At 39.5% G+C, this 25,443-nt stretch carries 25 protein-coding genes and 1 pseudogene; all 26 read left to right on the forward strand.

The window, feature by feature from the left end; genetic code table 11:
* Positions 1–39: 39 nt before the first annotated feature.
* The 26 genes and pseudogenes from rlmN (at position 40) to AVJ19_RS05895 (ending at position 25,439) form a co-directional block, all read left to right on the forward strand.
* On the forward strand, positions 40–1,275 hold the full coding sequence (gene rlmN, locus AVJ19_RS05770) for a 23S rRNA (adenine(2503)-C(2))-methyltransferase RlmN (RefSeq protein ID WP_111858822.1): 1,236 nt from the start codon (positions 40–42) through the stop codon (positions 1,273–1,275).
* A gap of 45 nt (positions 1,276–1,320) precedes the next feature.
* Complete coding sequence (pilW, locus tag AVJ19_RS05775; RefSeq protein ID WP_111858823.1) at positions 1,321–2,124, forward strand: type IV pilus biogenesis/stability protein PilW; 804 nt, start codon at positions 1,321–1,323, stop codon at positions 2,122–2,124.
* Positions 2,115–2,906, forward strand: coding sequence for a helix-turn-helix domain-containing protein (locus AVJ19_RS05780; RefSeq protein WP_111858824.1), 792 nt, complete (start codon positions 2,115–2,117; stop codon positions 2,904–2,906). The genes pilW and AVJ19_RS05780 overlap by 10 nt, the downstream gene beginning before the upstream one ends.
* A gap of 23 nt (positions 2,907–2,929) precedes the next feature.
* Positions 2,930–4,051 carry a flavodoxin-dependent (E)-4-hydroxy-3-methylbut-2-enyl-diphosphate synthase gene (ispG, locus tag AVJ19_RS05785; protein WP_111858825.1) on the forward strand — a complete coding sequence of 374 codons (1,122 nt, stop codon included), beginning with the start codon at positions 2,930–2,932 and terminating at the stop codon, positions 4,049–4,051.
* A 3-nt stretch (positions 4,052–4,054) separates the two neighbouring features.
* Complete coding sequence (hisS, locus tag AVJ19_RS05790; protein WP_111858826.1) at positions 4,055–5,350, forward strand: histidine--tRNA ligase; 1,296 nt, start codon at positions 4,055–4,057, stop codon at positions 5,348–5,350.
* Between the two features lie 28 nt (positions 5,351–5,378).
* On the forward strand, positions 5,379–6,080 hold the full coding sequence (locus AVJ19_RS05795; protein ID WP_111858827.1) for a YfgM family protein: 702 nt from the start codon (positions 5,379–5,381) through the stop codon (positions 6,078–6,080).
* Positions 6,080–7,227, forward strand: a pseudogene (bamB, locus tag AVJ19_RS05800) (outer membrane protein assembly factor BamB). The gene AVJ19_RS05795 and the pseudogene bamB overlap by 1 nt, the downstream one beginning before the upstream one ends.
* 193 nt (positions 7,228–7,420) lie before the next feature.
* The gene (der, locus tag AVJ19_RS05805) at positions 7,421–8,830 is read left to right on the forward strand and encodes a ribosome biogenesis GTPase Der (protein WP_111858828.1); all 1,410 of its coding nucleotides are present in this window, start codon (positions 7,421–7,423) and stop codon (positions 8,828–8,830) included.
* A gap of 202 nt (positions 8,831–9,032) precedes the next feature.
* A complete protein-coding gene (locus AVJ19_RS05810) occupies positions 9,033–9,659 on the forward strand; it encodes a beta-ketoacyl synthase chain length factor (protein ID WP_111858829.1) in 627 nt (208 codons plus the stop codon).
* Positions 9,656–10,462, forward strand: coding sequence for a lysophospholipid acyltransferase family protein (locus AVJ19_RS05815; protein ID WP_111858830.1), 807 nt, complete (start codon positions 9,656–9,658; stop codon positions 10,460–10,462). Before AVJ19_RS05810 ends, AVJ19_RS05815 begins: the two co-directional genes overlap by 4 nt.
* Entirely contained in the window at positions 10,446–10,706 is a 261-nt protein-coding gene (locus tag AVJ19_RS05820; protein ID WP_111858831.1) for a phosphopantetheine-binding protein, read from the forward strand. The genes AVJ19_RS05815 and AVJ19_RS05820 overlap by 17 nt, the downstream gene beginning before the upstream one ends.
* 9 nt (positions 10,707–10,715) lie before the next feature.
* The gene (locus AVJ19_RS05825; RefSeq protein ID WP_111858832.1) at positions 10,716–10,964 is read left to right on the forward strand and encodes an acyl carrier protein; all 249 of its coding nucleotides are present in this window, start codon (positions 10,716–10,718) and stop codon (positions 10,962–10,964) included.
* Entirely contained in the window at positions 10,961–11,542 is a 582-nt protein-coding gene (locus AVJ19_RS05830; RefSeq protein WP_111858833.1) for a septation protein IspZ, read from the forward strand. The genes AVJ19_RS05825 and AVJ19_RS05830 overlap by 4 nt, the downstream gene beginning before the upstream one ends.
* Before the next feature lie 9 nt (positions 11,543–11,551).
* Positions 11,552–13,282 (forward strand): AMP-binding protein, encoded by a 1,731-nt coding sequence (locus AVJ19_RS05835; protein ID WP_111858867.1) that lies wholly within the window; start codon positions 11,552–11,554, stop codon positions 13,280–13,282.
* Positions 13,269–14,018, forward strand: a complete 750-nt coding sequence (locus AVJ19_RS05840; RefSeq protein WP_111858834.1) for a glycosyltransferase family 2 protein — start codon at positions 13,269–13,271, stop codon at positions 14,016–14,018. Before AVJ19_RS05835 ends, AVJ19_RS05840 begins: the two co-directional genes overlap by 14 nt.
* Entirely contained in the window at positions 14,011–14,937 is a 927-nt protein-coding gene (locus AVJ19_RS05845; RefSeq protein ID WP_111858835.1) for an acyltransferase, read from the forward strand. The genes AVJ19_RS05840 and AVJ19_RS05845 overlap by 8 nt, the downstream gene beginning before the upstream one ends.
* Positions 14,938–14,952: 15 nt before the next feature.
* Positions 14,953–16,500, forward strand: a complete 1,548-nt coding sequence (locus tag AVJ19_RS05850; protein ID WP_111858836.1) for an HAL/PAL/TAL family ammonia-lyase — start codon at positions 14,953–14,955, stop codon at positions 16,498–16,500.
* Between the two features lie 3 nt (positions 16,501–16,503).
* The gene (locus AVJ19_RS05855; protein ID WP_111858837.1) at positions 16,504–16,923 is read left to right on the forward strand and encodes an acyl-CoA thioesterase; all 420 of its coding nucleotides are present in this window, start codon (positions 16,504–16,506) and stop codon (positions 16,921–16,923) included.
* Positions 16,924–17,056: 133 nt separating this feature from the next.
* The gene (locus AVJ19_RS05860) at positions 17,057–17,641 is read left to right on the forward strand and encodes a LolA family protein (protein WP_228203299.1); all 585 of its coding nucleotides are present in this window, start codon (positions 17,057–17,059) and stop codon (positions 17,639–17,641) included.
* Complete coding sequence (locus AVJ19_RS05865; protein ID WP_111858838.1) at positions 17,616–19,940, forward strand: MMPL family transporter; 2,325 nt, start codon at positions 17,616–17,618, stop codon at positions 19,938–19,940. Before AVJ19_RS05860 ends, AVJ19_RS05865 begins: the two co-directional genes overlap by 26 nt.
* 14 nt (positions 19,941–19,954) lie before the next feature.
* The gene (locus AVJ19_RS05870; RefSeq protein WP_111858839.1) at positions 19,955–21,253 is read left to right on the forward strand and encodes an NAD(P)/FAD-dependent oxidoreductase; all 1,299 of its coding nucleotides are present in this window, start codon (positions 19,955–19,957) and stop codon (positions 21,251–21,253) included.
* Positions 21,253–21,810: a DUF3261 domain-containing protein gene (locus tag AVJ19_RS05875; RefSeq protein ID WP_111858840.1), complete on the forward strand. Its 558-nt coding sequence runs from the start codon at positions 21,253–21,255 to the stop codon at positions 21,808–21,810. The genes AVJ19_RS05870 and AVJ19_RS05875 overlap by 1 nt, the downstream gene beginning before the upstream one ends.
* Positions 21,811–21,817: 7 nt before the next feature.
* A complete protein-coding gene (locus AVJ19_RS05880; protein ID WP_111858841.1) occupies positions 21,818–23,017 on the forward strand; it encodes a beta-ketoacyl-[acyl-carrier-protein] synthase family protein in 1,200 nt (399 codons plus the stop codon).
* Entirely contained in the window at positions 23,014–23,451 is a 438-nt protein-coding gene (locus AVJ19_RS05885; RefSeq protein WP_111858842.1) for a 3-hydroxylacyl-ACP dehydratase, read from the forward strand. Before AVJ19_RS05880 ends, AVJ19_RS05885 begins: the two co-directional genes overlap by 4 nt.
* Before the next feature lie 27 nt (positions 23,452–23,478).
* On the forward strand, positions 23,479–24,204 hold the full coding sequence (locus AVJ19_RS05890) for a 3-ketoacyl-ACP reductase FabG2 (RefSeq protein ID WP_111858843.1): 726 nt from the start codon (positions 23,479–23,481) through the stop codon (positions 24,202–24,204).
* Positions 24,204–25,439 (forward strand): beta-ketoacyl-ACP synthase, encoded by a 1,236-nt coding sequence (locus AVJ19_RS05895; protein WP_111858844.1) that lies wholly within the window; start codon positions 24,204–24,206, stop codon positions 25,437–25,439. Before AVJ19_RS05890 ends, AVJ19_RS05895 begins: the two co-directional genes overlap by 1 nt.
* Positions 25,440–25,443 lie beyond the last annotated feature (4 nt).

A 25,443-nucleotide genomic window follows, 5' to 3' on the forward strand; every position in this document is an offset into this window, starting at 1 on the left:
ACGAATCCTACCCATTGGCATGTTTTTTAGGTAATACTCATGAATTCTGAAGTTGTCGCTTCGTCATTAACGCAAGATGAACAGAAGCCTGCATCATCAAAATCTGCACAGCAAGCACATGTACAGAAAGTGAATTTACTGGGCATGTCACGTCCGCAGTTGGAAAAATTCTTCGAAGAAATGGGAGAGAAAAAATTCCGTGCAGGACAGGTGATGAAGTGGATTCATCAATTCTTCGTCACTGATTTTGCTGAAATGACCAATATTTCAGGAAAGTTACGTGAAAAACTAGAAAAAGTTTGTGTGATCGAAGCACCTGAAGTGGTACATCGTAACTACTCCAAAGATGGTACACGTAAGTGGGTGTTCCGAGTAGGCGAAGGTGAAGGCTCACTGGTTGAAACCGTATTGATTCCTGCAGAAGATAAGACAGGCTCACGTAAAACCTTGTGTATTTCATCACAAGTAGGCTGTGCTTTGGATTGTTCATTCTGCTCGACAGGTAAGCAAGGTTTTCAGCGTGATCTAACTCCAGCAGAAATCATTGGTCAGTTGTGGATGGCAAATTATTCTTATATGGAAGAAGTGCCCGTTGCAGAGCGTGAGCGTTCAGTGACCAATGTGGTGATGATGGGGATGGGTGAACCATTACTCAACTATGATGCTGTGCTAAGTTCGATGAATATCATGTTAGATGACTTTGCATATGGTATGTCGAAACGTCGTGTAACACTATCTACATCAGGTGTTGTGCCAAAAATTGATCAATTAGCACAAGATATTGATGTTGCTTTGGCGATTTCGTTACATGCGCCAAATGATGAGCTTCGTAACGAACTTGTACCAATTAATAAAAAATATCCATTAGAACAATTGATTGCAGCATGTCAGCGTTATATTACTAAAGATGGTAATGAAAGCTCTCGTAAGCATGTAACTATTGAATATGTCATGTTGGATGGTGTAAATGATCATCCTGAACATGCACAGCAAATGATTAAGTTATTGAAAAACTTACCAAGTAAAATTAATTTAATTCCGTTTAATCCATTTCCTCATGCACCTTATGGTCGCTCAAGCCGTAATCGTATTATTTCTTTTCAAAAAACTTTGTCTGATGCGGGATTTGTGTGTACGATTCGTCAGACACGTGGTGATGATATCGATGCTGCGTGTGGTCAATTGGTTGGTCAAGTGGCTGACCGTACTCGCCGTGCAGAACAATGGAAAAAGAAAGTGGCGCAGCAAAATGAGATTTTGCGCTCACAAGGTTGACCATTTTAAAAAATTAAATATGGGGATCAGGCTTTGAGAAATAAAATGTACAAAAAAACAGGCGCAATTGTGGCGATCTGTTGCACTGCTTTATTGACACAAGCATGTCAAACCACACAAACAGGGACAGTTTTGCAAAAAGACCCTGAAAAATCAGTGAAAGTACGTACTCAATTGGCTGCTGAATATATTCGAACACGTGATTTAGATGCTGCAAAACGTTCACTTGATCAAGCTTTGGAAATAGATTCAGGTGATTCAACTGCAAATATGATGATGGGGGTTTTACTGCAACAAGAAGGCAGTAAAGTCAGCATGGACAAAGCTGAAAGCTATTTTAAACGTGCCATTTCCCGTGATCCTGACAATGCACAAGCCCGTAATAATTATGGGACTTACTTATATTTGATGAAGCGTTATAATGATGCGATTGAACAACTCAAACTTGCAGGGACGAGTTTAGGCTATGACCAACGCTACAAAGCTTTGGAAAATCTCGGCAAAGTCTATATGATTGTGGGCGATAAAGAGAATGCTGAAAAAACATTCAAGCAGACCCTGCAAGTGAATCGAGATTCGGATATCGCTTTAATCGAGTTGGCAGAACTATTATATTTAAAACAACAAACCGCTCAAGCAAGTCAACTTTATGAGCAGTTTGTACGTTTAGTGGGTCAGAAAAATCAAGACCCAAGAGCACTTTGGATCGGAATTCGTATCGCTAGAGCGAATGGTGATCAGATGGGATCGCAAGTATTGGTCAATCAATTACGTGCGCTTTTCCCTGAGAGCCGAGAATATCAACGTTATTTGCAATTACAGTACAGTACTGAGGCCGTATGGAAGTAAATCCTAATTCACAGCAACCTACTGGTTCAAACGTAGCACCTAATGGTTTAGGAAATGTTCAGCGTCCGGGCGAGTATTTACGCCAAGTTCGTATTTCACAGCAACGTGATATTAAAACCGTCGCTACAGACTTAAATATGCCTTTAAAAACATTAGAGGCTTTGGAAAAAGATGAATATAAATCCTTGCCTGAAGCAACATTTATTAAAGGCTATTATCGCTCGTATGCAAAATATTTAAAAGTTGATGCAACTGCAATCATTCAACGTTTTGATGATATTTATCAAAATGATACAGGTTTAATGCCAAATCATGCATTAAATAATTCACCGATTAAAATCATGGGGAAACTCCCAGGTTCAAACAGTGATCGTAATAAAAAGTGGTTGAAGCGGGCTTTGATTGCGATTGCTGTTTTGGCGGTGATTTGGGCAGTCGTGGCAGGCGTACAAAAATGGTCATCCAGTAAAAATGGTGATACTGATGCAAAACCACAACAGTCTGATGTTGAAATATTATCAATGAACAATAGTTCTAGTAATAGTTCTGGCGATCAAATGGTGTTAAATTTTAGTCATCCAACTTCTGTGAAAATTGTAGACAGTACGGGTAAAGTGTTGGCTACAGGTCGTCAATCAGCAACTTTAACATTGACAGGCGAGTCTCCATTCCAGATTCGACTTGATGATGCTTCTGCTGTGTCATTAAGCCTTAATAATGAACAGATTTCATTGTCTCCATATACTGTGAACGGAAAAGCAGAATTCCGTTTATCTCGTTAATTCAAATTAAGTCGAGCGGTACAATGATTGAAAATCCTATTAAACGTCGCCCAACCCGAAAAATTCGTGTCGGTTCAGTCTATGTGGGTGGTGATGCACCGATTAGCATCCAAAGTATGACCAACACAGAAACGTGTGATGTTGAAGCAACAGTTGCTCAGATTCAGCGTTGTGTAGATGTGGGTGCAGATATCATGCGTGTATCTGTGCCGACGATGGAAGCCGCTGCTGCTTTTGGTGAGATTCGTAAGCGTGTCACTGTTCCATTGGTTGCTGACATCCATTTTGATTATAAAATTGCTTTGGCTGTTGCTGACTTTGGTGCGGATTGTCTGCGAATTAATCCGGGGAATATTGGTTCTGAAGCAAAAATTCGTGAAGTTGTTGCTGCGGCAAAACATCATGATATTTCCATGCGGATCGGTGTAAATGCGGGTTCATTGGAAAAAGATATTCAGAAAAAATATGGCGAGCCTACAGGTCAAGCTTTACTTGAGTCTGCAATGCGCCATATTGATATTCTAGATCGTTTAGATTTTCAAGAGTTTAAAGTGTCGGTAAAAGCATCGAATGTGTTTTTAACGATGGATGCTTATCGTTTATTGTCAGCACAAATCGATAACCCTTTACATTTAGGGGTGACTGAAGCAGGTGTGTATCGTACAGGTTCTGTAAAATCAGCAATCGCTTTGGGTGGTTTGTTGATGGATGGAGTTGGTGACACCATGCGTATTTCTTTGGCAGCAGAGCCAGAGGAAGAAGTTAAAATCGGTTTTGATATTTTAAAATCATTGGGTTTACGTTCTAATGGGATTAATTTTATTGCTTGCCCAAGTTGTTCACGCCAAGAATTTAATGTGATCAAAGTAATGCAAGCTTTGGAAGAGCGTCTAGAAGATGTACGTACCCCAATGGATGTATCTGTGATTGGTTGTAAAGTGAATGGACCGGGTGAGGCGAAAGAAGCGGATATCGGTGTGGTGGGTGCTGCACCACGTTCACTGGTCTATCGTAATGGTGAAAAAAGCCATTTGATCGATACCAATCAATTGGTTGATGAGATCGAATCTATGGTTCGTCAACGTGTTGTAGAGCTTGAAGAAGCTAAATCTAAAGAGATTATTCGCACCAGTTTTTCTGAGTAAATCATGAGTTCAATTGTCGCAATTAAAGGTTTTAATGACGTTCTTCCATCACAAACGGCTGCATGGAGACGTCTAGAGCAACATTTAGCATCATTGATGGATGCCTATGGTTATCAACAAATTCGTTTACCGATTGTTGAGCAAACCAATTTATTTAAACGTTCGATTGGGGATGCAACGGATATTGTCGAAAAGGAAATGTATACATTTTTTGACAAAGGTAATCCACCAGAGTCGTTGACTTTGCGTCCAGAAGGAACAGCAGGTTGTGTTCGTGCGATGCTTGAACATAACTTACTCCGTGGTGCAAATCCACGAGTGTGGTATGTTGGTCCAATGTTTCGTTATGAGAAACCACAAAAAGGGCGTTATCGTCAGTTCCATCAGTTTGGTGTAGAAACTTTTGGTGTTGCAACACCTGACCAAGATGCTGAGTTGATTTTGATGACTGCACGTTTGTGGAAACGCATGGGGGTTGCTGATAAAGTTCAATTAGAATTGAATACTTTAGGTGAGTCTGACGAGCGTGCGGAATATCGTGCGGCATTGGTTGAGTTTTTAACCCAACATAAAAATGATTTGGATGAAGATTCACAGCGCCGTTTAACGACTAATCCGTTGCGTATTCTAGATTCAAAAGATGCTAAAACACAACAAATTCTAGAAAATGCGCCAAAATTGCATGACTTCATGGGTGAAGATACGATGCAGCACTTTACGCAATTGAAGCAGTATTTGAGTGATGCAGGTATTGAATTTGTAATTAATCAAAAATTGGTACGTGGTTTAGATTATTACAATAAAACAGTATTTGAATGGACAACGACACATTTAGGTTCACAAGGTACAGTGTGTGCTGGTGGGCGTTATGATGGTTTGGTTGGACAATTAAAAGCGAAACCTGATCAATCTATTCCTGCGGTGGGTTTTGCGATGGGTATGGAGCGTTTATTGCTGCTTCTTGAGCAAGTTGAAGACCCAACACCTGTGCGTGAATGTGAGTTGTTCTTAGTGTCTGATCCCGCAACTCAAAGTAAAGCTTTAGTGCTTGCGGAAAGTATTCGAGATCAACTTGAAGCGTTAAATAGTACGATACGTTTGAAAACTGGTTCACAAGGTTCAATGAAAAGCCAAATGAAAAAAGCAGATCAATCAGGTGCTGTGTATGCTTTGATTTATGGTGAGCGTGAGCAAGCAGCACAACAAGTCTTGGTGAAAGAGCTTGCAACAGCAGAACAGCATGAAGTCGCAGTTGCTGATTTGGTTGCATTTTCTATAGAAAAGTTTTCTTCAAAATAAGTGAAAATATTAGGAAAAGGGTAATCGCATGAGCGCAATGACAGATGAAGAACAACTTGATGGTTTAAAGTCGTTTTTAAAAAAATATGGCTCAGCGATGGTGAGCGGCATTCTCATTGCGTTGATTGCCTTTTTTGGTTGGCAGTATTGGCAAAAAAATAACTTGGCAGATCATCAAAATCAAACTGCAAAAGTACAGCAATTATTTGATCAAGCTGCGGCAGCACATGGCGATGCGAAAGCTGCAACTGCTTTAACTGCAGCTGCGGATAAGTTGGTGAAAGAGAATCCTGATTCGATTCAAGCAATTCAAACACAGTTTATGATGGCAAAATTAGCCTATGATCAAGCGGATTATGCTAAGGCTGAACGTGAGTTGAAAAAAGTTGAAAATTCGAAAATAGATGATAAAGGTCTTCTACAAGCAGTTAAAATTCGTTTAGCAGATGCACAATTTGCCCAAAATAAATATGATGAAGCTCTAAAAACATTATCAACAGTAACTGAACCTACTTTTAAGTCGACTATGGAAGAAATGAAAGGTGATGTTTATGTTGCAAAAAATGATATTGAAAATGCTAAAAAATCATATCAAGCTGCATGGGATGCGTTGTTGGAACGTAAACAAGAACGTCAAATTTTACAAATTAAACTCGAAAGTGTCGGCGTATTAGTGGATGATCCTGATTTTGAACGCCCAATCTTAGAAACACAAGTGGATGAGTCTTAATGGATAGAAAATATAAAATACCTTTTGCTTTGGCAATATTATCAGCAGCATTAGTTGGCTGTTCAAGCAATAAAGTAAAAGAGGAAAAAGTTAAACCCAATCCACTTTCTAAAATTGTGCAGGCAACAGGTCTTGTCCAGGTATTTTCACAAAGTGTTTCTTCAACCGCTAAAGAAGATCCTTTGCGTTTAAGACTTGATGCGGATAATGGTAAAATTTTCCTACTGGATCCAAATGGTAAAGTGGAAGCATATCAAGGTAAGCACGTCTTTGGTCAAAAAAAGTGTCTAAAAATGGTTTGAGTTCAGGTGTTGAAGCAGCACAAGGGCTTGTCATTGTAGGGAATACTAAAGGTCAGTTATTTGCCCTAGATCAAACCACAGGTGAGCAAAAATGGGCAGCGCAGCTTTCAGGTGCAATTATTAGCCCAGCACATATCCAAACGGGTCGTGTGATTGTCGTGGCAAACGACGGTACGGTTTATGCCTTTGACCAAGAAACTGGTCAACAAACTTGGACATATAAATTATCGAATGCATCATTTAGCTTACGTGGTCAAGCTGCACCTGTAGAGTTAGATCCACGTACGATTGCGGTGACTACATCGACAGGTTATGTGTATGCAATTGATAGTTTGTCAGGTATGCCTCGTATGCAGCGCCGTGTTGCGGTGACAGAGGGTCGCTCTGATATCCAACGTTTGATTGATATTGATGGTGAGCCTGTAGTTGCAGGTCAGTTTGTGGTGACTAATAGTTACCAAGGACAAGTCACTGTACTTGATCTTGCATCACAACGTGTACTTTGGAGTGTGGGAGCAAGTAGTGCGACACGTCCAGAGGTATATGATAATAAAGTGTTTACCGCCCAAAGTAATGGTAAGTTTGCTGCATTTGACTTAACTTCTGGTCAAGTTATTTGGTCAAATGATCAGCTGTTAAATCGTGAACTGAGCAATATTGTGGTACTTGGACAGTATTTAGTAGTAGGTGATTTGGATGGTGTGTTGCATCTCATTGATCCAAGTACAGGTTCGATAGTTGGTCGTGCAAAAACGAGTGGTGAAGTACGTACTTTACGTGTGATTGATAACCAACTTTATGTTGCAACACGCACAGGTAAATTAACTGTTTGGCAGAACCGTTAATTTTTTTGGCGCTTGTGTTAAACTAGTCGATATATATATTTAAAAGAACTCGGGGTGATTGAAAATCAATACCCCGAGTTCTTTATTTTAGTGAATTTGATCGAAAGGTCGTGGAGTCTTTACTCCTACATTCTTCCTCGCTCTCTGATGTTCAGACCAGTCCAACTGGCTGATCTTGAATTAAGGTTAATCTATGAAACCCGTAATTGCGCTCATTGGACGTCCGAACGTCGGAAAATCAACGTTATTTAACCAGATTACTAAGAGTCGTGATGCACTTGTTGCAGACTTTGCTGGTCTGACGCGTGACCGTAAGTATGGTGATGCGAAATTTGAAAATAAATCATTCATTGTTGTTGATACAGGTGGTATCGGTGAAAGTGAAGGTGGAATCGACTCATATATGGCAGAGCAGTCAAAAACTGCCATTAATGAAGCAGATATTATTGTATTTGTCGTCGATGCACGAGCAGGTTTATTGGCATCGGACGAGCAAATCGCGCGTGAACTTCGTACTTTAGGTAAAAAAGTATATTTAGTTGCCAACAAAGTTGATGGTGTACATGCTGAGGCAGCTTTGGTTGAGTTTTTTAAACTCGGTATGGGTGAGCCATTACAAGTTGCAGCGAGTCATGGTCGTGGTGTTCAGCAAATGCTTGAAGAAGTGTTGACTGAAGTTCCTGAAGATGAAGATGAAGCAGAGCACGATAAAGCCACAGGTTTACGTTTAGCAATTATTGGTCGCCCAAATGTGGGTAAATCTACATTGGTCAATCGTTTGTTGGGCGAAGAACGTGTTGTGGCATTTGACCAACCTGGTACAACACGTGACTCGATTTATATTCCATACGAGCGTGATGGTCGTCAATATACCTTGATTGATACCGCAGGGGTACGTCGTAAAGGTAAAGTTGATGAAATGATTGAGAAGTTTTCAATCGTAAAAACTTTACAAGCGATTAAAGATGCACACGTGATTGTTGTGGTTTTAGATGCACGTGAAGGTGTTGTTGAGCAAGATCTACATTTAATTGGTTATGCGCTTGAAGCTGGGCGTGCCATGGTAATTGCCATTAACAAATGGGACAACATGACGGAATACGATCGCAAACAATGTAAATTGGATGTGGATCGTCGCTTTGACTTTATTCCTTGGGCAAAAGTGCATTTAATCTCAGCATTGCATGGTACAGGTGTGGGGGATATGTATCCAACAATTCATCGTGCTTATGATTCATCACACTTAAAAGTTTCACCTGCAAAATTGACGCAGATTTTGAATGATGCAACAGAAGCGCATCAACCACCAATGTTTAGTGGTAAACGTATCAAAATGCGTTATGCGCATATGGGTGGGCAAAATCCACCAACGATTGTTATTCATGGTAATAAAGTAGACAAAACACCTGCGGACTATCGTCGTTATTTGGAAAATGTATTCCGTAAAGTCTATAAACTTGAAGGAACACCTGTTCGAATTGACTTTAAAACTTCTGAAAACCCATTTGAAGGGCGTAAGTCTCAGATGGATGAGCGGACAGCGGCACGTAAACGCCGTTATATTCAGAAATTTAAAAAAGCTGAAAAGAAATTTAAACGTTAATTTCTATACCGTATTTGAGGTAAATGTAAGAAACCCAAAGTTAGCTTTGGGTTTTTTGTTCGATCGTTGCAGATTTAATGAAAAAAATACAAAAAACAAGTTGATTTCTTCTAAGTATTTTTAATGGGCGGTGATATAATCAGCCCGCAATGTAGGGGTTGCAAACAAATATAATAGTAATGCTGCAGGTAGATGATTCAATATGATTCAACTGAATATCTCACAACTTAAATATAGTTGTGCGGGTGAGAGCGTTCCTGCACTTGAGCATATTCCTGCGATGCAGCGCAGACGATTATCTTCAATTGCAAAATTAGCTTTAAATAGTGCCATTGAGTGTTTACAGCAAAATCGAGTAGATTATATTGTTTGGGCATCGCAATACGGTGATGAACACAAAACCTATAAAATATTAGAAGACGTACTGCAAGGTTTAACACCATCGCCAACACAGTTTTCAACTTCTGTACATAATGCGATAGCGGGTTTGTACTCGATTTTATGCCAAGATGCGACACCCTCGACCAGTGTGTGTACAAGTTGGTCTGAAGCTGTAGTTGAAGCTTATGCGTATTTAAAAACCATGTGCCCACAAGGTCGTGCAATGGTGGTGTATTATGATGAAGCTTTACCTGATTTGTATATAGAACATCAAATTTTTCAAGGTTTTGCACTCGCAGCAGTGTTTGATTTAACCGATGTAAATGTGCAGTTAAATGAATGTGGTTTGATACAAGTTGAGCCTAAGTACTTAGATGCACAGCATTTTTATAATTTTTGGATAGATCCATTGCAACTGTATTGTGATGCTTGGTCAAGATGTAAATGATGAAACAAATTCGTAAAAAAATAAACTACGCTTGGCGTGTAGGTGCAACTGGTTTTAGTTTTGCTAGTTTTGGCTTGGGTGGCGTTGCGATTGGTGGCATTATTGCACCTTTGGTCAATTTATCGAGTAAAGATCCAAATACTAGGCAAAATCGTGCACAGCAAGTCATTCGGCATAGTTTTAAAGGTTTTACTGAAATGATGGTGAAACTGGGAATTATGACTTATGAGATTGAAGGCTTAGACAAACTACAGCACAGTCGTCAGGAATTGGTGATTGCCAATCATCCAACCTTAGTCGATGTTGTGGTGTTGATTGGACTGATGGAAAAAGCCAATTGTGTGGTGAAAGAAGCATTATGGTCGAATCCCTTTACCAAAGGTCCTGTACGTTCAGCAGGCTATATTTTAAATGCAGGTTCAGAACAGTTTATTCATGATTGTGTGGCACGCTTACAAGAAGATCAAGCCGCTTCGTTGCTCATTTTTCCTGAGGGAACACGGACAGCAAAAGGTGAAATGTTAAATGAATTTCAACGTGGTGCAGCGAATATTGCATTACGTGCCAATGTACCTATTCGCCCGATTTTAATTCGATGTACGCCATCGACATTAACCAAAAATGAAAAATGGTATCATGTTCCATCCGAGCCATTTCATATCCAAATCAAAGTTTTGGATGCAATTCATATTGACGAAGTACTTGAAGATACGCAAGTTTCTCCAAAGCAAGTTCGTCAATTAAACCAGAAACTTCAACAATTTTTTAATCAAGAGTTATCCAACAATGAGCAATCTTGCTGATGAATTAAAACAAATGATTATTGATGTACTTGCACTAGAGGACATCAGCATAGATGATATCGACACCGAAGCACCTTTGTTTGGGGATGGCTTAGGCTTAGATTCCATTGATGCATTAGAATTGGGTTTAGCGTTAAAAAAACGCTATAACATCCATTTAAATGCAGAGTCTGCTGATACTAAGCAGCACTTTAAATCGATTCAAAGCTTAGTTGCTTTGGTTGAAAGCCAACAAAAAGCATAAGAGGTTAAGATGTTAACGCAAGAACAAATTTTAGAAAAACTGCGCGAGTGGATGGAAGAGTTATTTGAGATTGAACCTGAAAATATTCAGTTGGATTCAAACTTATATTCTGATCTAGATGTGGACAGCATTGATGCGATTGATTTGGTCGTGAAAATTAAAGAATTAACGGGTAAACAAGTACAACCTGAAGATTTTAAAAATGTCCGCACCATTCAAGATGTGGTGACAGTCATTCAAAATATGTCCGCTGAATGAAAAATATTTTGAAAGGGATTGTGGTCATTCTCATGGTCGCATATCCCTTTTTAGTAGGGTGGGGGTTATCCCAAGGACAATTCGTTTGGGTCAGTGCGATTTTGATTGGGCTTGGCATTATTCGATTGTTTAGTAAAGGTAATCAGTTGCTTTTACCACTCACATGGTTTGCTATCCTTTGTGGTGGGTTGAGTTTATTACTCAAAGATCATGCTTGGTTGAAAATGTATCCAGTCTTTATGAGTGTGGGTGCAGGCATTATTTTTGCGTCAACCTTGATCAAACCACCCTCGATGATTGAACGTTTTGCGCGTTTGGTGGAGCCAGATTTACCCGAATCAGGGGTAATTTGGACGAGAAAAGTCACCATTGTTTGGTGCATTTTTTTTGTATGTAATGCTGCCATTGCTTTATATACAGTGCTTTTTGTACCTATGAAAATTTGGGTAATTTACAATGGTTTTATTTCCTATATTTTGATGGGAATTTTATTCTTAGGCGAATTTATTTTGCGTAAACGCCATCAACGTTTAAATCAGCAGCAATTGGCTGAGTTAGATGACCAAAAGAAAGAGTGATTTAAAATGTTGTTGTGTCATTTTCAAACGCATATCCAATCATTGAACACTTTATGTATTCAAGAGGATTTAAGCCAAATCAGTTTTAGTGATTTTTGGCAAGTGGTCTGTCAGCAAGCCAGTGCGATCCAACATTTAGATGCAGAACAATATGCACTTTGGGAAAATGACAGCTATACATTTTTGGTCTTATTTTTTGCAGCATTGTTGGCAAATAAGCAAGTAATCCTTGCACCAAATCGAGTTAAAGATTTGGAGTTGGAGTTGGCAGCGCAGGGGATTTATTTTCTAAGTTATCAGCCGGTTTTAGCATCTGCTAACGATTTTACAAGTTTTGCTCCTGAACAACTTATTTTAGACGATGCATTTCTTACACAAGCACAGGTCTATTTTTATACCTCAGGTTCAACAGGGCAGCCGAAAAAAATTCCAAGAACATTGCGCCAATTGTTGAATGAGGTACAAGGTCTAGATCAAAGTTTTGATTTAGGTCGTGATAGCATTGCGATCGCAACCGTTAGTCATCAGCATATTTATGGTTTATTATTCAAACTGTTATTGCCTTTGGCGAGTGGACGTAGTTTTTATACAATGCAATTGGCATTTCCTGAAGATGTTGTGGCAGCACAACGAAAATTAAAACAGTTAGAACAAGAAAATTATGTGATCTCAAGCCCTGCTTTACTCAAGCGTTGGACAAGTGATGTAGTATTGGAAAATTGCCAATATGTGTATTCTTCAGGTGGAAAACTGGAATCAGGTGTACGTCCTTTTTTAAATCGTCCGATTGTTGAAGTGCTTGGAAGTTCTGAGACAGGTGGGATTGCACATCGTCAACAAGATGATGCATTGTGGACGCCTTTTGCCAATGTGGAAATACAGGTGACAGAACAAGAAGAATTGGGCGTGAAAACCAACCATGCTTTTAGTGATGATTGGATTTTTACAGGTGATCGTGCACATGCTGTAGATGGAACACAGACACAATCGGCTTTTCAGTTATTGGGACGTTTAGATCGTATTGTAAAATTAGAAGAAAAACGTTTAAGTTTGGATGCGATTGAGCAGAAAATCTTAACTTTAGATGATGTTGTGGAATGTCATACTTTATTGATTGAAAAGCAGCATCGACAAATCTTGGCATGTGTTGCGGTTTTATCTGATCAGGCAAGACAGATGTTAGCACAAGGTAATAAAGCGCATTTTGTTGCTCAACTAAAGCAGCAACTTACTGATAAATTGGAAAGTATCGCAATACCAAGACAATGGCGATTTCTGTCACAATTACCACGTAATACACAATCGAAACTGAATAAACACGCGATGCAAGCCTTATTTCAACCACAGTTCAGTCCTGTGGTTTTACAACAACAGTATAAGAATGAACAAGCTCAATTTCAGTTAGAGTTTCCACCAGAGTTAGCCTGTTTTAATGGGCATTTTCCAAGCTATCCGATTTATCCTGGTGTAGGACAGATTGGTTTTATTCAGCAGTTTGCAAAGCAAGTGTGGGCAGACTTGTCATGGTGTAATGGTTATGAGCAGCTTAAATTCCAAGATTTGATAAAACCATTTGCAGTGGTTGAACTCATTTTAGTACGTAAGCAACATAAAGTGCATTTTGAAATGCGCTCAGAACAGCATGTTTTGGCATCAGGACGTTTATTGTTTGTGCTTGAAACAGTACAAGATCATTGCAATATTTCTGTCGTCACAGGAGTTGAACATGTCGAATTATAGTTTTGTGATCCCTGTTTATAATCATCCACATTATATTCAGGCTTTGCTTGAGCATTTAAATGATTTTGCTTTGCCAATGATCGTGGTGAATGATGGCAGTGATGTTGAATGCACACAACTTTTGCGTACTTTAGACGAACAGTTTGAGCATGTTGTTTTAGTTGAGCATGAGATCAATCAAGGCAAAGGGCAGGCTGTTATGACAGGTTTGCAAAAAGCCTTGGATTTGGGTTTGAGTCATGCATTACAAATTGATTCAGATGGGCAGCATGACTGGAATGATATCGCCAAGTTTTTAGATATGTCTCAGCAGCATCCAAAAGCGATGGTCATTGGGCAACCGATTTTTGATGACACTGTGCCTAAAGGACGTTTATATGGACGTTATGCTACGCATATTTGGGTGTGGATTAATAGTTTGTCTTTTGAGATTAAGGACAGTATGTGTGGTTTTCGTGTCTACCCGTTAGCAGCGACAATTCCAATTTTAAATACTGCAAAATTTCAATCACGTATGGGCTTTGATAGTGAAATATTGGTACGTTTAAAATGGGAGAATGTTCCTTTTGTAAATGTGCCAACTAAAGTGATTTATCCTGAGCAAGGCATTTCACATTTTGATGTTTGGCGAGATAATCTTGGACTCACTAAAGCACATTCCCGTTTATTTGCAGGTATGTTGCTGCGTTTACCCAAACTACTGAAAAATAAATATAAAGGTTCGACTGATGTCTGACACAGGTTCACCACGTTGGAGTGATCTCAAAGAAAAAGGTGGAACATTGCCTTTGATGTTGATGTTGTGGTTTTACCGTTTAGGCGGTCGCTTCTTATGTCGGATTGTTTTGTATTTTGTCATTATGTGGTATTGGCTATTTTCCAAAATCGCCAAACAAGCATCTTTAGAATATTTGAGTAAATTACACCAATTTGCAGGTGAACAATCACCTTTTTCACAAACACCAACCCTTGCCAATAGTTATACGCATTTGATGCAATTTGGTGAATGTATTTTAGATAAAATCGAAGGTTGGTTAGGGCATATTCCAGATCAAAAGCTTAATTTGCATGGGCATGAAGTTTTTCGTGAACATTACCAGAAAGGTGCAATTATTGTGGTTTCGCACTTTGGTAATACAGAACTTTTGCGTGCCATAAAATCTGAACATGCACAAAAAATTAATGTCTTGGTCTATCAAAAACATGCCACTAAATTTAATGATTTTATTAAAAAATTAAATAGTAAAGCTGATATCCAACTGATTTCTGTGGACGAGTTAGGGATAGATACAGCATTGCTGTTACAAGATAAAGTTGATCAAGGTGAGTGGGTAGTCATTGCTGCTGACCGTGTACCTGTACAGTCTGATCGTGTGCAAAGTGTACAGTTTTTGGGTGAAGAAGCGTACTGGCCACAAGGTGGATGGATTTTAGCTAATTTATTGAAAGTGCCGTTATTGGCAGTATTTTGTTATCGACAACAAGATCGGTTTGATGTGCATATTCATTTGTTGGCTGAAAAAATGGAATTACCACGTCGTGAACGTGCCACTGCAATGCATGACATTACCCGTAGATATGTACAGTTGTTAGAACAACATTGTATACGTGCACCTTATCAATGGTTTAATTTTTATCATTTTTGGAATAAGTAATTGGAAAATAACAACATGCAAGTTTTAGTGGTTGGGGAACAAGCGTTAACGATCGAACAAATTGTAGCTGTAGCACAAAATTGTTGTCGTGTGGCATTACCTGAAACGGCAGAATGGCGTCAGTTGATTCAACGTGGTGCAGATTTTCTGGATCAGTTGTTAGCAGAAGAAGGTGTGATTTATGGTGTAACCACAGGTTATGGTGATTCATGCCTTGTGGAAATTCCACCACATCAAGTACATGAGCTACCTTTGCATTTATCACGCTTTCATGGTTGTGGTTTAGGGCAAAACCTTGATTTGATCACTGCACGTGCAGTAGTTGTCACCCGTTTATGTTCTTTGGCACGGGGTTATTCAGGTGTGTCATTGGCATTGCTTGAGCGTTTGGTTTGGATGCTGAATGAAAATATCATTCCTGTGATTCCATCGGAAGGTTCTGTGGGGGCAAGTGGTGATTTAACGCCATTGTCTTATATTGCTGGGGCATTGGTCGGTGAACGTGACGTGTATTTACAGTCACAAGAAAAAATTGTTCCAATCGCACAAGTTTATGCTGAACAGAACATTGAGGCTTTGGTGTTGCGTCCGAAAGAAGGTTTGGCACTGATGAATGGCACAGCAGTGATGACAGCAATTGCTTGTTTGAACTATAAAAAAGCTGAACAAATTTCTTTGACCAGTACTTTGGTGACAGCACTGAATGTTTTGGCTTTGGAGGGTAATCCAAGTCATTTTGATGAAGTTTTATTTGCACAAAAACCACATCAAGGGCAACAACAGATTGCAGCACAGTTGCGGGCTTGGTTAAACAGTGAGGTACAAACTGAACATCAAAGTCCACGCCTACAAGACCGTTATTCATTGCGTTGTGCGCCACATGTCATCGGTGTATTTGAAGATTCAAAAGTTTGGTTACGTCAGTTTATTGAGAATGAATTGAACTCAAGTAATGACAACCCCTTGATTGATCCTGTGAATTTGCGTGTTTTACATGGTGGACACTTCTATGGTGGACACATTGCACAAGCGATGGACAGTTTAAAGATTATGATCGCCAATATTGCAGATTTGATGGATCGTCAATTGGCGCAATTGGTCGATCATAAAATGAATCACGGTTTGCCTCGTAATTTGACAGGTTCAAGTCTTGAGCGTTTACCATTGAATCATGGTTTTAAAGCTGTACAAATCGGGGTGTCTGCTTGGACGGCAGAAGCATTGAAACAAACCCTTGCCGCTTCAATTTTTTCACGTTCTACCGAATGTCATAACCAAGACAAAGTTAGCATGGGAACGATTGCTGCACGTGATGCGAGTCGTGTGATCTTGTTGACTGAACAAGTCATGGCAGCATTAAGTTGTGCAGCGGTGCAAGCCATTCAGCTCAAAGGTTTGTCTACCGAAATTAGCGAAGTGTTAACGCAGTTCCAACACTGGGTGCTTGAAAGCTTCACTTTTGTAGAAGAAGATCGTCCTTTACAACAGGATTTACAGCGTTTGGTAGATCGTTTTGAACAGTTTGATTTGCTCGATGCAGATCAACAGTTGAAATGGAGCTAAGTCATGCATGCAGATGTGATTATTGAAATTCCATTTCATGATGTTGATACCATGAATATTGTTTGGCATGGGCATTACATCAAATACTTTGAGATTGCACGATGCAAATTGTTAGATGAGTTTCAGTATAACTATGTACAAATGAAAGAATCAGGTTATGCATGGCCTGTGATTGAAAGCTATGTACGCTATGTGCAAGGTATCGAGTTTCAACAAAAAATACGTGTACGTGCCATTTTAAAAGAATGGGAAAACCGTTTGAAAATCGAGTATCAAATTTTTGATGCAGATTCAGGTAAGCGTTTGACCAAAGGCTTTACTTCGCAAGTGGCTGTAGATATTGAGAGTCGAGAAATGTGTTTCCAATCGCCATCTGTTTTGTTTGAACGTTTAAATGCATGGTCGGCTTTTCAGCCTGCTTAGCTTGAATTTAGAGGAAATAGTCATGCAAGATATTAAAGCTTCATCTCAAGCGGTGAGCTTAGAGCAGACAAAGTTTACATGTGCGATCATGTGTAAGTTCTTGTTGAGCTGTTTATGTGTTGTGGTTTTTTGTATGACCTTTTCCACCACAAGTTTTGCACAGAACAGCCAAGTTGGACAAATTTTTAAACAATTGTCAGCAACACCAACAGTACGTGCGAATTTTCAACAGCAAAAAAAACTTGCATCTTTGAATAAAACTTTTGTTTCGAATGGTACGGTTTTATTTTCCAAACAAAATGGTGTGTTGTGGCAGATTCAAAGCCCAGTGCAAGCCAGTCTGATTGTGACACCGAAAAAGTTAGTACAAAAAACCCAACGTACTTTTAGTCAAATTGAAATTGATAAATCGCCATATGGCTCAGTGGCAACCATGTTTTTACAGTTAATGTCAGGCAATGAAGCGGCATTGGCAAAAAACTTTAATATTGTTTCGGCGAATTATGCTCCGACCCAATGGAATGTGACACTGACCCCGAAAAGTAGTTTATTTAAAAAATTATTTGTCCGTGTTGATGCTCAAGGGCAACGTTTTGTGGATCGTATTGTCATCACTGAAAAAGCCAATAATGCAACGACTATTCAATTTAGTCAGCATACGACTCAACCTGTTCAAATGATGGCGACAGAAGATGCTCTTTTCAAATTGGCAAAATAAATTTACGGCTTTATGGCTTGCCATTTTATTGCTTGTCGTTGCATGTTTAGCCTATGCGTGGGTACAGCGTGATATTCATATTCAAACCAATATCTTTGCTTTATTGCCAGAAGAAAACCAAGATAAAGCTTCTGAGCAAACGCAAAAATATGTCAGTGAGCAACTGAATAATCAAGTGTTTTTGGTGGTTGATGCACCCAATGATCAAGTGTTGGATCAAGCTACTCAACTACTTAAGCAACGTGTTGCTGAAACTCAGTTGTGGCAGCCATTAAAGCCACAATTAGATACAGATAAGTTCGCACAAACGTTATATCAACATCATGCAGGTTTGCTGAGTACAGAAGATATCACTACGTTAAAACAGCAAGATTATGCCAGTTTTACTGAGCAAGCTTTATTGCAAGTGATGAGTCCGGGAATGCCGATTACTGCGGAGTTATTGCAAAAAGACCCTTTATTATTATTTCCACGTTTTGCAATGAATTTGTCCAATCAGAAAACGGATCAAAGCATTGAAATGGAACAAGGTTTTGCAAGTATTCATGATGAAAAAACCAATTCACGATTTTTTAGTTTAGCACTGACACAAAGCCCATATAATATTGATTATCAAGAAAGTACAACTGTTTGGATGCAGCAGCTTGATGCTGAAATGCAAAAAATGGGGGCAAAAACGCATTGGACTGGCACACTATTATTTTCAAGTTTTGGTACGCAGTCGGCTGAAAAGGAAATTTCAACCATTGGCTTAGGTTCAAGTCTCGGTGTGTTGTTATTGGTGTGGTTTGGCTTTCGTTCATTGCGTCCGATGCTGACAGAGTTTATCGCAGTGAGTAGCGGTAGTTTGGTGGCATTTGCGATTACTCATTGGGTTTTTGGTGAAATCCATCTGATGACTTTGGTCTTTGGTGCGAGTCTGGTCGGAGTTTGTGTCGATTTTTCTTTTTATTTTATGGCATTGCAGTCACAGCATCCTAAAGTGAATGGTTTTCAGGTTTTAAAACCTGTGTTACCCAGCTTGTTTATGGGCTTGATGACGACTTTGGTTGCTTATGTATTTTTGACATTCACACCATTTCCAGGCTTTAAACAAATTGCGGTATTTTCCATTGTGGGGCTGAGTGCTGCGTGGATCACCAGTATTTTGTTATTGCCACGTTTAAAGGCACTGAATGCACAACCCGCAATTGATACTTTAAGCTTCATTGGTCATGCACGAGATTATGTTTTAACACATGATAAATTGCGTTTTGGCATGATTGCAGTCATAGCTGTGGTATCGATCAGTAGTTTGTATTTTCTAAAAGCCAATGATGATATTCGTAATTTACAAAGTATGGATCAAAAACTAAAACAAGAAGATCGTTATGTGCGTGAGCGTTTTGGGCAACAACAAAGTAATGATTATTTTGTGATTCGTGCGAAAGATAGTGCTGAACTTGAACAGCTTGAGCAAAATTTATTAGTTAAGTTAAATCAATTACAACAACAAGGTCAGTTGCAAAGTGTGCAAGCGATTGGGCAGTCTGTCCCATCTTTAGCGACGCAACGAGCCAATATTCAACTGTTACAACAGATTCCAAAAGCTGAGCTAGAAAGCTATGCCACAGCCATGCAATTGAATGTGGCAGATGTGTTGTCGTGGCAGCGACAACTTGCACAGCAACCCTTATTAAGTATGTCAGCATTTACACAGCATCCTTTGGCATTTTTGCAGGTCAATGCACATGAGCGTTTGGTGATGGTGCAAGGTGTACAACAGGCACAGGTATTCAAACAGTTGCAAACAGAGCAGATACAGTTTTTACAACCTGTTAGTAATTTATCAGCATTGTTTCAGGATCATCGAATCCAAGCACAATATTTACTGCTTTATGCTTTGGTGGCATTGCTGATTGGCTTGGCGGTGATTTATGGTATCAAATCTATTGTGGCGTTGATTTTACCCGTCAGTTTGGCTTTGTTGAGCACTTTTGCTGTGCAGGCATGGCTCGGTGTAGAAATTAACTTATTTAGTATTATGGGGACATTCCTGATCATTGGGATCGGGGTGGATTATGCGATTTTTTATCGGCATGGACATGATCATCCGCAAGTCGTAGGCATGGCATTATTTTTATGTATGATGTCAACGCTACTTGGTTTTGGTTTATTGTCATTTAGTTCAACTTATGCCATTCATTGTTTTGGTTTAACGGTTTTATTTGGCGTCATATTTTCATTTATTTATGCCACAATTTTCACTAAAGCAGATCATCGACATCGTATTATTTTAAAAAATCAGCAAGATAGCTGAGATTGAGGGAAATCATGAATGCAATTCAACAAACCGATGTATTAATTATTGGTGCAGGTCCATCAGGAAGTTCAGCAGCCGCATTATTACGACAAAAAGGCTATGCGGTTACGGTCATTGAAAAGCAATATTTTCCACGTTTTTCAATTGGTGAATCTTTACTGCCACAATCTATGGTGTTTTTAGAGGAGGCAGGCTTGTTAGACACCATTAAAGATCATGTTGAAGAATGTGCTTTTCAGTTTAAAAATGGTGCAGCCTTTTTGAAAGGTGAACAACGCAGTTTTTATGATTTTACTGAAAAGTTTAGTGATGGTCCGGGAACGACTTGGCAAGTACGCCGTGCCAATTTTGACCATTTATTGGCATTGCAAGCAGAAGAATATGGTACAGAAATCCGTTTTGGGCATGAAGTAATCGCAGTTGATGTTGAGTCTGATCATCCGATTTTAACTGTTAAAGATGAACAGGCTGCTGAATATCAAATCCAAGCAAAATTTTTACTTGATGCTAGTGGTTTTGGGCGCATTTTACCAAAGTTTTTAGACCTTGAAAGTCCATCTGATTTTCCTGTACGACGTGCGATTTTCACCCATATCGAAGATGGGATTTTAGATGATCCTGATTTTGATCGTGAAAAGATTTTAATTACGGTACATGAAAAAGACCCACGTGCATGGTATTGGTTGATTCCATTTGCAGATGGTCGTGCGTCTTTTGGTGTGGTGGCAGAGCAAGATTTCTTTGATCATTATCAGTTTGATGATACAAGCCCTGATACTTTACAAGCAACATTTGCACGTATTTTAGCGGATGATCCTGCTTTGTCACATGTACTGCGTAATAAAAAATTTGATACCCCTGTACGTACTTTGGTGGGCTATTCTGCCAACGTAAAACATTTGGCTGCACGTAATTATGCACTCTTGGGCAATGCAGGTGAGTTCCTAGATCCTGTATTTTCATCAGGTGTGACCATTGCTTTGAAGTCATCAAGTTTGGCTATACCGTTGGTTGAGCGGGTGATCAAAGGTGAACAAGTCGATTGGATGCAGGATTATGAGCAGCCTTTACGTAAAGGTATCAAAGTGTTCCGTGCTTATGTCGAGTCTTGGTATGAGGGCGAATTTCAGGACGTGGTCTTTTCAAAAACGCAAAATGATAAAATCCGTCGTATGATCGCATCATTGCTTGCAGGTTATGCATGGGATGACCAAAATCCAATTCATAAAAATGCCAAACAGCGTTTATCGACCTTAGCTGAGTATTGTCGTGAAGGGCAGCCACAAGCTGATGTTGTTGGAATCGAATAATGCAAATGAAATGGAAAAAGTATGCTTTAACTTTGTTGATGATCATGCCATTGAGTGCATGTCAGCAGCTTTTGCCTAAAGCTCAAGGTTTAGTGACCACGCAATGGACTGCACAACAATATCAACGTCAAGATCAAGTTGAAGTTCAGTGGAAAGACCATGGTTTTAGCTTTTTGTTGTATCAACAGCAGCAAGGACAAGACTTAGATTTCTTAGCATTGAGTTTAACAGGACAGCAACTTTTTAAAGTGCATTTTGATGGTCAAAAGGTCACTGTAGAACAGCGCATTGATGCGATGAAATTGTTACCTTTTGAGTTTGTGGTACGTGATATTTTATTTGCAACTTATCCAAATTTCATTCAGCATCCACCTGAACAGGTCAGTGTGAAACAATATGTTGATAGTGCGAATACACAAGTTCAAGAAGTTGAAATTCAACAACAAAAAGTATTAAACATAAGACACTTTGCCACACAGATTGAGCTGGATAATCTACAAGTTCCTTATCAGATGGTATTTAGTACTGTGCCAAATACCTTAGAAAATAATGAGTAAATGCTAAATGTCTCAACAGATTGATGCCAAAAATCCAGCAGTCGGGATTCAACTCAGTGTTGGCTTATCTGCTTTGGGTGCAGATGCGATACAGATGCAACAAGCATTAACCCAAACAGAGAATACGTTGAGTTTAAGCTCAGACTTTATTGCTGAGAAAAAAGTTTGGGTGGGTACATGCTCAGTTGATTTAATTGACTCCGTTTCTGACAGCTTGAAAGCGATCGAAACACGTAATTTACGTTTTGCGTTAACAGCTTTACAACGTATTGAAGCAGAGTTACGTGCTTATACAGCACAATTTGATTCAAAACGTCTGGCGATTATTATCGGAACATCAACCTCAGGAATCGCAGACAATGAACCTGAGTTACAGCGTCATTTTCAAGGGGATCAAACGCTTCAAGTTTTGCAAAAAAAACAGGAAATGGACAGTTTAGCCAAAGCTTTACAGCACTATTTGGCTTGGGAGGGTGTCGCTTACACTATTTCCACAGCCTGTTCTTCGAGTGCTAAAGCATTTGCTGCGGGGCAGCGTTTGATCAATGCAGGGCTTGCGGATGCGGTGCTTGTTGGTGGTGTTGATACTTTATGTAAATTAACCTTAAATGGTTTTGATAGCTTGGAAAGTTTATCAAATGGCGTGTGTCAGCCATGCGGGCAACAGCGAGATGGTATTAATATTGGCGAAGCAGCCGCTTTATTTCTACTCAGTAAACAGACTGCACCTGTGATGCTTATGTCAGCGGGTGAATCTATGGATGCTTGGCATATTTCTGCGCCACATCCTGAAGGCTTAGGCGCTGCCAAAGCCATGCAGACAGCTTTGGATTTGGCACAGCTAAAAGCGCAAGAAATTGGTTATCTAAATCTGCATGGCACAGCAACACCACAAAATGATGCAATGGAAATCAAAGCAGTACAGCAAATTTTTCAGGATTATGCCGTGCCTTTAAGCAGTACCAAACATAAAACTGGGCATTGTTTAGGTGCAGCAGGGGCAATAGAGGCGATGATTTGCACCCAAATTTTACGAGATCAAGCATGGTTGCCTTTGCATCAAACTACTGTGCTTGATGCAGAATTAGATACGCAAAATTTTGTTGATAATGCACAATTGACACATAAAATAAGCTATGTCATGTCAAACTCATTTGCATTTGGCGGTAGTAATATTAGTTTAATTTTTGGAACAGAATTGCCATGAATGCACTACACGGTTTAGATGCCATTGATTTTATTCCGCATGAAAAGCCGATGGTTTTTGTAGATGATATTGTAGAAATAACAGATCATTTTGCAGTTGCAAAGTTGACCATTCGCCCAGAGCTGATGTTTTGTGAAGTACAAGGTTTGCCAACATGGTCAAGCATTGAATTAATGGCGCAAACCGTGAGTTTATATGCAGGTGTGCAAAGCCAAAAAATTGGCAAAGCGCCTAAGATCGGCTTTCTTTTAGGAACACGAAAGTTACATTTACCTATGCCATTTTTTGCGATGGGCGATGAAGTCATCATTCGTGCAGAACGCCAATATTTGCATGAAGGATTGGGACAATTTGCCTGTGAAATCCAATACCAAGGACATACAATTAATGCCATGTTGAGTGTGTATGAACCTGAAGAACATCAGTCAATTTAAAAGATTAGAAAAGATTAGGATAAGTGTGTGACAAGAAGAATTTTAGTAACGGGATCAAGTCGAGGCATTGGTAAAGCCATTGCATTACAGTTAGCACAAGCGGGTTTTGATGTTACTGTTCATGCGCGTTCTAGAAAGATGGAAGCAGAACAAGTTGTTGCTGAAATTCAAGCGATGGGACGTCAAAGTCATGCGATTTTATTTGATGTGACTGAACGTGCACAAGTACAACAATTATTAGAACAAAATATTGCTGAACATGGTGCATTTTATGGTGTAGTTCTCAATGCAGGTTTAACGCATGATGGTGCATTTCCAGCCTTGACGGACAATGATTGGGATGAAGTGATTTCAACTTCTTTAGATGGTTTTTATAATGTTTTAAAACCTGTCATCATGCCGATGATTCGTCTGAAAAAAGGTGGACGTGTTGTAACGATGTCATCAGTTTCAGGAGTGATGGGTAATCGTGGGCAGGTTAACTATAGTGCTGCTAAAGCAGGGCTGATTGGAGCGACAAAAGCTTTAGCACTTGAACTGGCAAAACGTAAAATTACAGTAAATTGTGTTGCACCAGGTTTAATTGAAACGGAAATGGTCAGTGCAGAAGTCCAAGAGCATGCGTTACAAATGATTCCGATGCAACGTATGGGACAGGTCGATGAAGTGGCAAAAGTAGTAAAATTTTTGTGTAGTGATGATGCAAGTTATATCACGCGTCAAGTCATTTCAGTGAATGGGGGATTGATCTGATGAAGCGTGTTGTCGTAACAGGTATGGCTGGTATTACCTCTTTGGGTGAAACGGCGGATGCAATTTTTGCACAGTTTGAGGCTGCTAAAAGTGGCATTCGTTATATGCCAGAGTGGGAAGTATTTACAGATTTACGCTGTAAAATTGCAGGTCCTGTTGAGCATTTTGATATACCCAAACACTTTAATCGCAAAGTTACGCGTGGTATGGGGCGAGTTGCTTTAATGTCAGTGATTAGTGCTGAAAAAGCATTAATAGATGCCAATTTACTTCATGATCCAATTTTACAAAATGGTGAAACAGGTGTGGCATTTGGCTCGTCAGCAGGTAGTGTTGATGCTGTTGCTGAGTTCGGCTCAATGTTAACAGACAACAACATGAGCAGAATGAATGCGACGACGTATATTCGTATGATGTCACATACTAGTGCGGTCAATATGACCGTGTATTTTGGTTTGAAAGGTCTGACATTGCCCACCTCGAGTGCTTGTACATCAGGTTCGATGGCAATTGGTCAAGCTTATGAAGCAATCAAATATGGCAAGCAAACCATCATGCTTGCAGGTGGCGCTGAGGAATTGAGTTCTACGGGTTGTGCAGTATTTGATGTATTACTGGCAACGAGTGGCATGAATGAGCAGCCTGAAAAATCACCACGCCCATTTGATCAAGATCGAGATGGTTTGGTGGTTGGTGAGGGTGCAGGTTGTTTAATCTTAGAAGAATATGAACATGCCAAAGCGCGTGGTGCTAAGATCTATGCTGAAATTATCGGTTATGGCAGTAATACCGATGGTCAGCATGTGACACGTCCTGATTCAGAAATGATGGGGCGATGTATGCAGTTGGCACTTAAAGATGCAAACATTGCAGCTGAGCAGATTGATTATGTAAACGCACATGGTACTTCAACAGATCAAGGTGATATTGCAGAAAGCCAAGCAACTGCACGTGTTTTAGGGTATAAACCGATCAGTTCTTTAAAAAGTTATTTTGGACATACTTTGGGGGCATGCGGTGCGATTGAAGCATGGCTCTGTCTAGAAATGTTACAAAGACAATTGTTCATTCCAACATTAAATTTAGAAAATATTGATCCACTGTGTGGAGATTTAGATTATATTGTGGGGAAAGCTCGAACAATAAATGCCGAAATATTGATGAGTAATAATTTCGCTTTTGGAGGGATTAACACCTCCATTATTTTCAAAAAAACAGATCACAAACAAGGGTAATTCT

This window comes from Acinetobacter sp. CFCC 10889 (assembly GCF_003268395.1).
Classification (GTDB): Bacteria; Pseudomonadota; Gammaproteobacteria; order Pseudomonadales; family Moraxellaceae; genus Acinetobacter.